Genomic DNA, 15423 nt, shown 5'->3' on the forward strand with positions numbered 1-15423 from the left:
GCATTATACGATCCTTATCTTATCTAACAGTCTTTTTCTATTTTATGTTATTTATAAAGATAGTAAAGTAAATATTTATTCATAAATATTGAATTTATATTCATTCAAAAAAGTTGGATATTTTGTATATTTTATTCTTTTCTGCAATTATTTTCGGGTATAATTAGCGATTAATTAATAATCGTTAAAAAAATAGGAATAAATATGAGTCGTATTATTTATTGCCATTATTTAAAAAAAGAATCCGAAGGTCTAGATTTTCAGCTTTACCCAGGAGAGCTAGGCAAGCGTATTTATAATGAAATTTCTAAAATAGCATGGCAAGAATGGCTTAAGAAGCAAACAATGTTAATTAATGAAAATAAGCTTAATATGATGAATTTAGAACATCGTAAAAAAATTGAAACCGAAATGATAAAGTTTTTGTTTGAAGGTGAAGACGTGGTTATTGATGGATATATACCTGAAAATTGAGAGATTACAATGAAAAACAATTTTAAAATTCTTACATTACTCATTTCAGTAAGTTTATTAACAGCCTGTCCTGGCTCAAATAACAAAAAAACTGATGAAGACTATTATATAAAAGATACTAATGCATTTAATATTTTAATAAGTCAGTACGCTAATAATATAGAACAAATCTGGGGACCTAAAGAGGTTCTTATTGCTGGTCCTAAAGATTATGTTCAATATGAAGATAATCTACAAACTCGAGTTCATATCAATTTTGTTTCTGGGATAATTACCATTGAAACTTTATCTGATACACCAATCAATAATTTGAAGGACGCAATTGTATCAACATTACTTATGCCAGAACCTGTTGATATTATCAGGCGAGATAAAATAAGTCAGGATTTATCACAAGAACCTTTTTTATATAACCAGGTTCTTGATCAAGAAAGACAACCAATTCGTTGGAGTGGTAGGGCAAATAGCTTTGCCGATTATTTGCTTGCCAATAATTTAAAAGTACGCTCTTCTGGCGCTCATAAAATCACTTATGTTGAAATCAAACTTGTTCCAAACCATATTAATCAACGTGCAAGAAAATTCTTACCTTTAGTGACTGAAGCGTCAAATCGTTACTTTATTGATGAACGATTGATTTTAGCTATTATGGAAGTTGAATCAGCATTTAACCCATTTGCGGTAAGTCGTACAGATGCATTAGGATTAATGCAAGTACAGCAACACACTGCTGGTCGAGACATCTTCAAGTTGCGGGGTAAACCTGGTGAACCGAGCCGTCAGTTTTTACTTGACCCTCGTAATAATGTTGATATGGGAACTGCTTATTTATCTTTACTAAAAACTAAGTATTTAGCAGGTATAAATAATCCAATATCACTACGATATGCAATGATCACCTCTTATAATGGTGGAGCAGGAAGTGTATTACGTACTTTTTCTGATGACCGAAATGAGGCGATCAATATAATTAACTCGATGACACCTCAACAAGTTTATCGGAAATTAGTGACTTCACATGTTTCTCAAGAGTCACGAAATTACCTTATCAAAGTTAGTAGAATCCTAGATAATAAATAAAAGTATCTATTCTTTATAGGGCTATCACATTATTTTTAATAATGTAATATTGTGATGGTCCTTTTAAAAAACATTATATTTCTTATGCAAAGCTTAATATTTTAACCTTTCCCTTTCATTTCTTTAAAAAAGCTTACTTCAAGAGTTGTGTATGACGTTCAATAATTTGTTTTATAACATTTTTTTGGCTTACAACTCTTATCAAATATGAAGTTGCTGGCTATCAAGGTCAAATCTAGAATATATCAAAATTTTTATAATAAATTTTTAATAATTATACGTTTGTAAATAAATATATAGAAAATTTTCATTTCTTTAATTTTGAAATTTCTTCAGCTCTATTTTTATAACAACAAGATGTATTTAAGTGAAAGGAAATAATAGTTCATGGTCAAATTTAATCGTTTCCGTAACATTTCTTATCTAAGTATAAGTGCTGCATTTTTACTTGGTTCAAATAGTGTTTATGCGGGTACAGAGACCGTACCAAAATTAAATATTATTCGCGATGAATTTAATTCAGCGGAAAAACTAAATTTAAGTATCTATAATCCGAAGCTTAAATTAACATCACAAGGTTTATTCAATACCCCAATGGGGCTTTATGTCTATACCAACTATCCGAGCAAAATAGCAGAATATCAAATCACTATTTATCGCCAGTCTGATGTCGATAACCAACATCCAATAAAAACATTGAAGTTTAATGAAATTAGCCCATATGAAGCGTTATTGTGGCAAGGTGATACCGACAATGGAGAACCATTGTCAATTGATAGTGATTATAAAGCGATTTTAACCACGACTAGTCATGACGGCTTAAAAGATAACGTTTATGCCGTTAACTTTAGTACATTAGGTCATGGTATAAAACAAGAGAGTGAATTTATTTCATATAGCAAATCAAATATTTCTTCCTCCCCCGCCACTAACTTGACCTTTGGTAAATTAAAATCAGATAGTACTATTCCTGGTTTTGGAGAGAGTCGGATCGATCATCAAGGCATTGTCAGTGGTGCGCAAGATCGTAAAGTTGTCATTCAAATGGCGGGACTAAAAGATAAAAAAGATGTGATGTTAAATGGTGAACGATTGGTGGTGGATAATAGTGGTCGTGCCATGCGAGAGATGATTTTATCGCCAGGAGAGTATCAGTTCGATTTAACTTGGAAAGATGAATTTGGTCAAACTCATTCACAAAACGAAAAATTAGTTGTTCAGAAAGAAAATGATATTTTTTATGTCGGTATTGTTGATGTCACATATGCACAAAATAATGTTAGCGGTGAAGGCCAATCAATAGTAGAAGATGCTGATAGCCATCATTATAGTGGTAAAGGTAGTTGGGATGGTCGAGTTGCATTTTATTTAAAAGCCAATAAAGAAGATTATCGCTTAACAGCTCATTTAGATACCACCGAAACCAAATTAAAAAATGCATTTGGTCATTTAGGCGAAAAAGACCCAACGCGTTTTGTTCGAGAAATCGATCCTCAAGCTTATTATCCAATTTATGGTGATGACTCAACCACTGAAAGTGATGTTGATACCGAAGGTAAATTCTATGTTAAGTTAGAGAAAGGCAAAAATTACGGGTTATGGGGTAATTATAATACCCAAATTACTGGCAATGAATTTGCAAATTTTAACCGAAGTCTATACGGTGCTAAGCTTTACCATGAAAGTGAGCAGACGACAAAATATGGCGATACTCGTACATTAGCTACCATATTTTTATCAAATGGTGAAACACGAGGTAGTCATAATGAATTAGCCTCAACTGGTGGTAGCTTATACTTTTTGAAACATCAACGTGTAACTCAAGGTAGTTTAAAACTTTCGGTCGAAGTACGCGATCGTAACACTGGACGAGTATTAACTACCAGTACTTTAACCGAAGGTGTGGATTATGAAGTTAACCAATTCCAAGGTCGTATAATACTAACTAAACCATTACCAATGACCTCCAGTGGTGGCTCGGGTAGTTCCATTATCGAAGGTGGAAACTTAGTTGGTGGTGATCCAGTTTGGATTATTGCTGAATATGAATATTACTCTGATGGATTTGATCTTGAAGGTCAGAAAGTTTTTGGTGGAAGAGCTTATCACTGGTTAAACGATTATCTACGAATTGGGGGAACTTACCTAAGTGAAGATCAGGCTAGTGGTGATAATTATGAATTGAAAGGTGTGGATTTAATTGTAAGACCAACGCAAGGAACACATACTCAATTAGAATACGCCAAAACCAAAGCGAAAATGAATGATATATTTGTATCGAGCAATGGTGGTCTATCATTTACTGAAACTGTGCTATCAGGTGATACTCGTGGAGCTGCTTGGAAAATAGAACAAAAAATCGATTTTAATGATTTTACCGAAAAAGATGTTCCACTAAGTTTCAAAGGCTATTACTCGATGCAACAAGAAGGTTTTTCATCTTTTGCTAAAGCACGTAGTAGTGATTTAGAAGAATGGGGCGGTGAATTGCGTTATGACTTTGAACCAGATAAAAAAGGTGTATTGGTTGGTCATAGTCAAGAAAAAGATAAAGCAAATTACGTTGAACGAATTACTCGCGCACAATACTACACTGCCTTAGGTGAATTATATAAAACCGCTTTAGAGCTCCAACAACGAAATGATCATAATTATGGTAGTGATTCAACTAAAGAAACATTAGTAGCGGCAAAATTAGAACGTTCATTCTTTGATGGCCGAGATAAAGGTTATATCATCCAACAATTAACCTTAAATAAATCAGGTGATGTTGCCGATGATAACCGCACAACGCTAGGTTATAACTCGCAAGTGACAGAAAGCATCAATATCGGTGCTGAAGTTTTTGGTTCTAACCGAGGCGCAGGGGGTGGTGTACAAGGTAGCTGGGATGTTAATGAACGAACCAGTTTATACACCAAATTATTAAATGATGTCGATTCAACTTCTGGTCGTGGAATAACTACTGTTTTTGGTGGAAAAACCAATGCGACAAGTAAAATGGAGTTATATTCTGAGCGTCAATTTAAAACCAGCAAAATCGATCACACTACTTCAGATATCTATGGTGTCAATTATAAACCAACCGAAGCGCAATATGTCGAAGGGTCTTACTCTATAGGTCGAGTAAATAACCGTAATCGAAATAGTACCAGTTTGACAGGAAATGATGAAACTCGCCGAGATGTATATGCAGTAGGTTATGGCTTTAAAAATGAAAAATTTCAAATGCGTAATCGCCTTGAATATCGTATAGATGAAGCGAGTGAGCGTATCAAACAATGGGTCACAACAAACCGTGCTAAAACTATCGTAAGTGAAAACTTAAGTTGGCTTACTCAGTTTGATTTTGCTAAAACATTAGGTGAACGCGATGATAAGGTTGTAAGCAATTATACTGAATCAATGGTTGGTTTTGCTTATCGGCCACAAGCCATTAATAACCTAAATCTATTTGGAAAACTGACCTATGTATATGGATTAGATCCTGACGATCAGCTAATCGCAAACTCTACCTCATCAGGCAGTAAAAGTTACACATCAAGCTTATATGATCAGAAGAGCTGGGTGTGGTCGCTAGAAGGGGTTTATGAATGGAATGCAAATTGGGAGACGGCGTTTAAAGCGGCGCACCGTCAAGGGCATTTACGTTACAAAGGCGAAAGTAATTGGTACTCATCAGGCGCAGACTTATATGCCTTAAGAGTCAATTACAAACTTGGCGATTGGGAATATCAGGTAGAAGGAAGAACATTACGCACAAGCTTAGCCGATGACCATAAAGATGGTTTAGTCACCAGTGTTTATCGCAATGTTGGTGACAATATCAAGATGGGTGTAGGTTACAACTTCACTGATTATAACGATAACTTAACGCACCTGAACTACCGTTCACATGGTTGGTTTGTAAATGTCGTGGGGAGTTTCTAATGAACAGTTGGCAAAAAGTTAAAAATGGTCAACCGCATTTACAAATGCAAGTGAAATCAGATCAAAAAGTCGAAAACGTTAAAAAGAATTTACGCATATCAGGAGAAAAGATAATGCGAACTGAGCATAACACAAAATCTAAAAGAAGATCATTAATAAAAGTTTTTAATTATAAAGCGATAATAAAACACTTTAATTTAGTGTTGTTCTCATTTTTTATTTCGTTTATGGCTCTATCGGTAGCAAATGCGATACCGATTTCAGGTAAAGTCTTTCTGGATTATGATGGTAACTCTAATAATGTCAACTTCCCATTAAAAAACTTACCTGTTGAACTAAAAGATTATACAGGTGCGAAAATTGCTAGCGTAAACACTGATGAAGATGGAGCTTATGAATTTGATGTATCTTCATTAGGTTCTTATAGTGTTGAAGTGAAAACAACAAATAATGAAAGTGTTTCCAAGTCAGTTTCAGTCAGTGGTATGACTGGTGAATTGGGTCAAAATCTATTTTTAAAAGGTAATGGTGGAACTGTTCACCTTAAAGTTAAAGATTATAATAATCAGGGGATTAATGATCTTCCAGTTAAATTGCTTAATACATCAACAAAAAATGTAATAGTATTAGATACTAATTCTAATGGTGAGGTTGAGATAAAAAACACATTATTGAATGATGAATATACTGTTTACTTTGATGCTGAAGTTGATATTTTTTTAAAGCGTTTAAAGTATAAATTGTGGGATGTTACTTTACCAAATGGTAATAATACCTATGATGATAAAATTAAATTTGCAATGAAAGGCGCTGAACAAAGTGGCTCTTTTAATCTCAAAAAGCGAAATCCGAATAAGCTAGATGGTATCATTGCGTTTGATATGGATAATGATGGACTTTACACTGTCGGTAGCGATCCAGGATTAGAAGGAATAAGAGTTGATATTTATTATGAGAATACTACTATCCCTGTTATGGGTACAAATCCAGTTACTACGGGAGAAGATGGTTTTTATGGTTTCAGTGATTTAGCTGTAGCAAGTTATGATATTGTAGTATCAAATGTTCCTGCACCTCCATTTAAATATTTACCAAGCGATCTGAGAAAGAAAGCTAAAATACCTGATGAGATAGGTAATCCAACAGGTCCTGATTTCTTATTCCAGATTGACCCAAATGATACAACACTATCTAGTATATCAGGTAATGTTTTTGTTATCGGACCACAACAATATCTTAGCAGCGGTCCCGATTCAGGCAAATCGGATAATAATATTTATGATACTTCGGTTGGTAGCCGAGGAATGTCAACAAAAGTTGCACTTTATCAACATACTGGTTCAGAATGGAAAAAAATTTCCACTACAAAAACGAATGGTACAACAGGATTCTACCAATTTATAGGTCTTACTAAAGGTAAAGATTACAAAGTTCTGTTGACTGAATCTGGTATTGATCAGACTAAATTCTATTTCATCAATGATACTGATGGGAAATCAACGAGTACTTCACCAAATTCAAGAAGTAGCCATAAAGGTAAAGTCACATTAAGCAACAATACAAAAGATAATATTGCTGGAAAAGAAATCATTATTCCTAATTTAAATACTAAGAAAGGATATCAAAACTTCTGGTATTCACCAGTGCAAGAAGCTTTGGGTAATTTAATGGTTGTTAACTACTTAGAAACAGCTGGAGGACATTGGAGTTGGAGTACAACTTACAATGGATTGGAGGCAAATTCAGCCAGTACCTATACTAAGATAGTATTTTATGAAGAAGATGGCGTTACCCAAGCAACTGACTCTAAAAATAATAAACTTGAAGTAACTTATAAAAGACCAGGGTATTATGGTTTAAGAGACCTTCAGAATTATTATATTGACCGTTGTGGATTATTTAATTATACGGTTGAAGGTTATGATACTAATCTTCTGGAAAAACCAACATCATTACAGAATTTCACGGTGATGCTAACCCCTGGTAGAGTTTGGGACGATAGACTTATTTTTGTACCTAAACAAAAAAATACTATTTCAGGTTATGTTTATTTAAATAATAGTCATCCAGGTGTTTTAGGTAGTTATGTTCCTAATAATGATACAGCTATTAAATATAATCGAGTTGTTTTGGATAGGAAAGTTGACGGTGAATGGGTCGAATTTACTAACTTTTCTACTGATGAAAATGGTAAATATGAATTTACTAATTTACCGAATGGTGATTATCGAATTACGGCTAAACAGACATATGGTTTGGCTAGTAATATCAAAGACGGGGATCTAGTTTTTGAAAATAATGACCAAAATAAAGGGTTTAGTATAGATCCAGGTAATAACAAAAAAACCATATCACAAATTGAATTATCAGTTAATGGCGGTAGAGTATTTAATACTAATACCAATTTTTGGTATAAGTTGAGAGTCGATGATTATGTTATCCGAGGTACAGTATACCTTGATACATGGTTAGCTGACAGTAAGATCCAAACAGGACAACTTTATAACTCTAATGATTTGCCATTGAAATATGCAACAGTTCTACTTTGCCGTGATGGTAATGAAAGCGATTGTACGGAAAATGGTATAAACTTTCTTGATAAGCAAATCACAGATGGTAAAGGTGACTACACATTTAATGGGCAACTTAATAATGTAACTCCTAATACAGATTATATGATTAAGGTAAAATATGATGGAATAAAAACAGTTACAAACGCTAGTGAGAATTTATATCCATTTTACAGAGTTAAATTTACAACACTTGATGCGCCTATTACTAAAAACTTCCTTATGCAAGGTAAAGGTACTATTTCTGGTGCACCAATTAATGATATAAATGGTGACACTCAATATGCAGGCGAGCAAACAATTGAAGTCGGTAAAGGAAATTTTGCTCTCTATTATTGGGATACAGATCATTATGAATATTGGGCAGATATTGGTGATTATTATCATGCATTCGATTTAAAATCTTTACCGAAAGGTAAATATAAAATTGTGCATAAGACTAGCACTGATGATTATATTGATATAGCCGATCAAGATCCTGCGACTGAACCAGGTACATTGCAGTTTGAAGTTCAAGCTGATGGATCTTTAGCTAATGGAATGCAAGCTGATAAACAGTGGTTTATGCAAGCAAATACAGCTCCAGAAGCGTTAACTGAAGCTGTTTCAGGTAATATCTATCTGGATGTTACTGGTTCAAATGTTAAGAATGATCAGTCAATTTTGTTAACTAAAGAAGAACTCGAAAGGTATAATCCTTCCAAAATAACTGTTGAAGGGGTATTTACTCCTCGTCTTTATAAAAATCATTACAGTGGAAGTTTTGAATCATTATTCAATACACCAGATTTTATAGATAAGGGAGTAAAAGACAACGCTAGATTTGTCTATAACAAGACAAATGCAAGGTTGATGAATAAATTATATATTTCCAACATGATGTTAAAACTAAAAGGGTTGGATAATGCATTCGAAATAGTAGGTAATAGTGGTCAAACGAAAGGCAGCTATTTACCGAATAAAGTACAAAATGGTTTGGAGTATATGCAGGTAGAACTATTGCAAAATGGTACTCCAGATCAATATTGGTTACTAAGATTAAGAGAAACCACTGAAATTGGTGGAAAACTTTATTACGATTATGATAACAATGGTATTTTTGAACCTAATAATGGTGACGTGCCAATGACAGGGGTTCGAGTAGAGTTATATCGTAATGGTTCTAATAATGTTTACTCATATACAATGACAGATGGTAATGGTAATTATAAATTTACAAACCTGTTATATGATGACTATAAAGTTAAAGTCACAGCTGAAGGATTAGATACAAGTCGTTATGAATTGAAAAGTTTATCTGACACAATTTCTAATATTAAAATTACACAAAGCAATCCAACTGTACCAAATGGGGCGTTAGATTTTCTTTATAAAAAAGAAGGTGATTCCTCTATTTATGGTTATGTGTTAATTGATATTAATAATAATGGTGAAGCAGATATTAATTTCGATAAAACAGGTGATGTGCCAGTACAAAATGTTACTATAAATTTATATAAGGGACCTACGGCAACTGGTAGTCCATTTAAGACGATAAAAACTAATCAAATTGGGGTTTATAGTTTTGATTTAGATAAAAATCAACTTAATGATACTTATGTTGTTCAAATTGTGCCTCCTAGTGGGTATGGTGTTATTTCTAATGCTGATAAAAATACCAATACAGTTTTATCGCCAATTAGCTTTAGTTCGGGAAGGCAAAACCAACAAAGTAAATACTTCTTGTTAGCTGGAGGGACGAACCCTAATCCTTCAGCAGGGATTACTAGCCCTACAGCAATAAATAGTGGTATTTCTGGTAAAACATTAATTGATGATCCAGATCCTACAAACTATAAACCATTGAAAAATGTTTTATTGAGTTTGATTGATGAAAACGGTAAAGAGATGGCTCGTCAAAATAGCGATGAGAATGGTGAATATCATTTCTATAATTTACCGAGTGGAAATTATAAAGTTAACGTGAAACATCCACCAGCATATTATGTTGTTGTTCGAAATAGTGTGAGCACTACTCAACCAATTGATACTATTTCAGGTATTGCTATTACTAATTCAGGGGTAACGGATAAAACCTTCTTCTATAGCAAAGCAAGCCATGATGGTATCCAAGGTGATATTTATGTCGATTTTAATGATACTAATACTGATACAAGTCGATTGAATGAGTATGCACATTTAATCAATAGTTCAAACCAAGTAACAGTTAAGCTTTATGATGGTTTAAATGGTACAGGTCAGTTGTTAATGACACAATTGACAACCAATGGGCACTATCATTTTGCAGATCTTTTATATGGAAATGATGTTGATTACTCAGTTAAAATTGAAATGAACACTCTTCCGGGCTATGACTTTAAATTCAGTAAAGCAGGTAATAGAGCGCAAGATATTGTTATTCCTGTAAAAGCATTGAAAGAAGAGGGATCATTAGATAATCACTATGTAGTTTTAGGTAAACTACAACTAGGTGGTGATGTTTGGATAGATAATAATAGTGATAAGATTAAAACTGATCAAAAACTGACTAATGATGTTGAGGTTGAATTATCTTATCAAGAACCAAATACAGATACTTTTAAAACGCTTAACAAGACAAAAACGGCTAACATTGCATTGAATGGTAATGCATCGAAAAATGGGCAATATTTGTTTGATAAATTACCAAAAGATTATAATTATCAAATTAAGGTTAGTACGCCTAATTCGACTGTATTAGTACCAGCGACTGATATACCGAATAATACTAATACATTCAATTTTGAACCTTTAACTGATAATGATTTTAATAGCAGTACAGCTTTCAAATATACTGGACGAGTATCAGGTCAAGTTGTTATTGATGTTGATGATAGCAAAGATAGAACCGGTGTAGACACTAGTTTTGCAGGTGTTAAACTGGTTCTAACGAAAGTATCAAGTTCAAATTTCAGTGGTGGACAAACTCCATTTGAAGCAACAACTGATCCAAATGGTAACTTTGTATTTGATAATATTCCGGTAGGAACATGGGCTATTTCAACAGCATCTTCACAAACAATAACTGATTGGAATAGTTATGTTCTAAATTATACGACTATTGGAAATAATGTTGTTCCAATACAACAAAGTAATAATTTATCGTTAGAAGTTGAAGTGACAGCTGATCAAAATGTTGTTGATAACATTGATATTGGTTATCGAGGTAATAGTAAGATTACCGGTTATGTCGTTATTGATCGTGATAGTGATGGAGTTTATAGTTCTAACGATATAAGCTTTGGTCAGCTAGCTACTCCTATAACGCCGAAAATAACACTAACTTCGGCAACTAATAAAGCTGGATTTAAAACAAAAGAATTTACTGTTGATGCATCAACTGGTCTTTTCGAAATAACAGGATTGAGCGCTTATAATTATGAAATAAGTAGTAATGTGAGTGATTCTAATTATAAATTAGTCTTTAGTCCTGGAAATCCATCACCTGTATCTGAGATAGCAACTTTTAATGTAAATGGACCAAATGATACAAGTTTTGAAGCAAATCCAAATACAAGAGTGTTTGGGTATCAGTTTGATCGTAAATTATCAGGGAATGTTTATTTAGATATCGGTGGGAATGAGTCTGAAAAAACATTTAATCCAAAACTAGATGGGGCGGTAGTTAAACTTGAAGGCGAATTGAGTAACAATAAGCATGTAACTCATACTAAAACTGTAGGAAGTAACGGTGAATTTACCTTCAATAATATTACTGAAGGTAAATGGACAGTATCTGTCTCTCATCCGACACGAACTGATTTAACCTATAGTTATTTTGTTGAAAAAGTGGTAACCCCAACTGCTGTCAATAATAATAGTATCACTTATGAAGTAGATTCAAATACTGGCAATGAGATCAAACTTGATTTAGGTATGAAAGGCCAAGCTAAGATTACTGGTAAAGTCGTGTTTGATAATGATGCGGATGAGCAATTGTCATCATTCGATACTGGTGTCGATGGTTTAACCATAAAATTGATAGACCCAAATAGTGATACCGTTATTTATAAGGAAGCGGTATCGAATAGTGATGGTGAATTTACTTTTGATAATTTAGCTAATGGTAGCTACCGAATTAGAGTGACTGACCCATCTAATAAATTAAATGGTTATGTCATTAGCTTTAGTCCTTCTGGTCAAGCATCATCAAATACTGCTTCGGATATTGCGACAATTTCTATTTCAGGCGATGCTGCGCAATCAGATAGGAATGACTTTGGTTATAAATCTAATTTAGGTATAAGTGGACATATCTATCAAGACATTATGGGGAATGGTCAGCATAATACTAACTATCCTCCGCTAGCAGGTGTTGGAATTACCGCAGTTAATCAAAGTAATAATTTAACTATTAATGCAGTTTCTCTTGCAGATGGTAGTTATTCACTAAACAATCTGATTGCTGGTACTTGGATAATTAAAATTTCAAATTCACCGTCAGGTTGGAATTATAGTTATTTTGATGCTGCCGTAGGTAATGCAACTATTAGCGAAGTTAACCCTGGCGAATTGAAAATAATAATCGCGTCAAATGATACGGTAGGAAAAAATATTAATTTCGGTTTGAAAGGTAGTGCAAAAATATCAGGTAAAGTTGTTGTTGACGTGGATGTAAATGATAATGTCGGTTTAAATTATCATGCAGCATCAATTGATAGACCATTAAGCGGTGTAGAGGTTACCCTTAAAGCAAATGGTTTAAACGGTACAACGGCTATTTCAACAACTACAGGAAGTGACGGTAGTTATAAGTTTGAAAACCTTACCGCATATAATGATTATGAATTGACTGTTAATGATAGTAACTTGACTGGAGCTGGCTATCAAATCAGTTTCAGTCCAGCTATGATAAATGGTGGGTCTGCAATTAATCATGATACATTAGCATTAACATCTGCTACTCAAGATCTTGCTCAGATTGACTATGGTTATAAGAGCCAAAAAACCTTGAAAGGAACTATTTATAAAGATGTTTCTGGAAAAGGTGTGCATCAAACATACGATACAACTTTAGCGGGAGTTACCGTTGAGGCAAGAGATGTTAATGATCATAATATAGTATTAACTGCAATTAGTGATCCTAATGGTCAATATGAAATTAATAATATAGCTGAAGGTCAATGGGATGTAACTGTAAACGCAACAGCCGTTGCAGGTTATAGTTACAGTTATGTGATTCAGCCTCAAGGTTCAAATTCAACATCTATAACAAATGGAACAAGAATTAAAATTGAAGCAACATCTTCTAATTTGGTCACGAATGTTGATTTTGGATTGAAGGGACAAGCAAGTATTAGCGGTCAAGTTGTAATTGATGTTGATACTCAAGATGGTAATGCTATTTCATCTCGGGATATCGGTATTGATTCTCTAATTCCAAATTATCAAGTTGAGTTATTTGTAGACGATAATTTAATTGATAAGAAAGCCGCAACTACTACTGGAACAAATATTGATGAGCTTGGTAAATATCAATTTGACAATTTAGCTTCTGGTATTAGTTATAAAGTTAAAGTTAGTATGGGAAGTAATAGTTACATTAGTAGCTTCATGCTTACTGATAGTAATATTGCCGCAACAATCAATAAAACAGATAACTTGATGGAAGAAACCTATCAGTTTGCTAGTGCAACAGATCAAGCTAAAAACGTTACATTTGCTTGGAGTGGTATTAGTGGCATTAAAGGTAAAGTGTTCTTGGATAATAATGATGATGGAGAATATAATCCTTCAATAGATACAGCTATTAATGCTCCAATAACAATTACCTTTAAAAATGTGAATAATCCGTCAATTAACTTCACACGTAATTTAGCTGCTGGTGATATAGATTATGATGTTGCTAATCTTATTCCGGGCAAATGGAGTATTGAAATTGCTGGCGTACCATCAACACTAAAAGCTAGCTTTGACCCTGATGATGCCCATCATAATGCAAATGGTGAATTAAAATTACCGCAAACTGCGAATATTGCCGTCATAAATATTACAGGTAAGTTATCTGATCAAAACTTTGGTTATATCAATGGTGGTATTATCGAAGGTAAAGTTCTAGATGATAATCAAGGTGCTGGTTTAACTGGAGTATCTGGTTATAAAGGTTTATCTGGAGTTAAAGTTTACTTATTAGATGGTAATAAAAACCATATAATGGATAGAAATGGTCGTCCAATTGTTTCGACCAGCAATGACAATGGTAAATTTAATTTCCGTAATCTAATCAGTGATACTACTCGTAGTACAAGCGCACGTTACTTTATCCGTGTTCTTTATGGCGATTATAATGATGGAACTGTTAGTGTAGGTCGAGGTAATCCTTTATATGATCTAATACCATCATTTGATAAGTATAGAGATGCTAGTGGTAATTTAGTAGAGCATGATTTAATTAATCTCTCTAACCCACCGGCTACAATAAACTTTAATGGTGTAGGTGGTGAACATACTGTACCAGTTATGGTAAATGATGGAACAAGTAATTTAGCATATGGAATTTTATTAGGTTATCGTAGTTCAGATGCTGATATAACTATTGCTAAAATTGCATTAAAAGATAAGGTAACGGTTGGTGATATTGTTCCTTACTCTATTAAAATAACGAATAATAGTTCACGCGTTTCAACTATTAAGATCAAAGACGTTTTACCAGCAGGCTTTAAATTTGTTAAAGGCTCCACTCGCCTTAATGGTAAAAAAGTTGAAGATCCTACTGGAGGAAGAACAGTAAATTCACAACTTATTCAATTAAAACCAAAAGGTGAATTAACCTTTACCTATATGCTTGTTGTTGGTGCTGGTGTCACTCAAGGTGAATACACTAATACAGCTGTAGCAGTTAATTCAATAAATGGAAAAGTTGTATCTAATACTTCTCAGGCAACAGTAACTGTTACTGCTGATCCATTATTTGATGATGCACTCATCTTCGGAAAAGTGTATGTTGATAAAAATGGTAATGGTGTTCAGGACGAAGGTGAAGAAGGCTTAGGTGGTGTAAAACTAGTTACCGTACGTGGTGAAATTATTACAACTGATGCTAGTGGTCGTTATCACATAGTTGGTGTATCTGGTGGACGTTGGGAACGAGGTGCGAATTTTGTTCTTAAATTAGATACAAGATCACTACCGAAAGGCTATGAAGTAATTGGGCGTAATCCTAAAGTAGTGAGAGTATCACCAGGCTTACCAAGTAAAGTTGACTTCACAGTTTCAGAGGAAAAGAGTCAATAACAAATGAATTTGGATCGTAAGATCCAAATTTTAAACCACCTTAATTTCCGTCCTTTTCTGATTTATTAGGAAAAGGGCGGAATTTTTTATTTCTAACTGATAATTACATTGATTTATA

General features: G+C 33.7%; 4 protein-coding genes. All 4 read left to right on the forward strand.

Translation table 11 applies throughout. From position 1 onward, the window contains the following. The first annotated feature begins 204 nt into the window (after positions 1–204). Positions 205–474, forward strand: coding sequence for an oxidative damage protection protein (locus A9G07_RS04520; RefSeq protein ID WP_065734211.1), 270 nt, complete (start codon positions 205–207; stop codon positions 472–474). A gap of 9 nt (positions 475–483) precedes the next feature. After that, positions 484–1554, forward strand: coding sequence for a membrane-bound lytic murein transglycosylase MltC (gene mltC, locus A9G07_RS04525; protein WP_065562304.1), 1071 nt, complete (start codon positions 484–486; stop codon positions 1552–1554). Positions 1555–1941: 387 nt separating this feature from the next. Beyond that, on the forward strand, positions 1942–5484 hold the full coding sequence (locus A9G07_RS04530; protein WP_065734212.1) for a hypothetical protein: 3543 nt from the start codon (positions 1942–1944) through the stop codon (positions 5482–5484). After that, a complete protein-coding gene (locus A9G07_RS04535; RefSeq protein ID WP_065734213.1) occupies positions 5484–15305 on the forward strand; it encodes an SdrD B-like domain-containing protein in 9822 nt (3273 codons plus the stop codon). Before A9G07_RS04530 ends, A9G07_RS04535 begins: the two co-directional genes overlap by 1 nt. The last annotated feature ends 118 nt before the right edge of the window (positions 15306–15423 follow it).

Source organism: Gilliamella sp. wkB72, from assembly GCF_001693745.1.
Lineage (GTDB): Bacteria > Pseudomonadota > Gammaproteobacteria > Enterobacterales > Orbaceae > Gilliamella > Gilliamella apicola_E.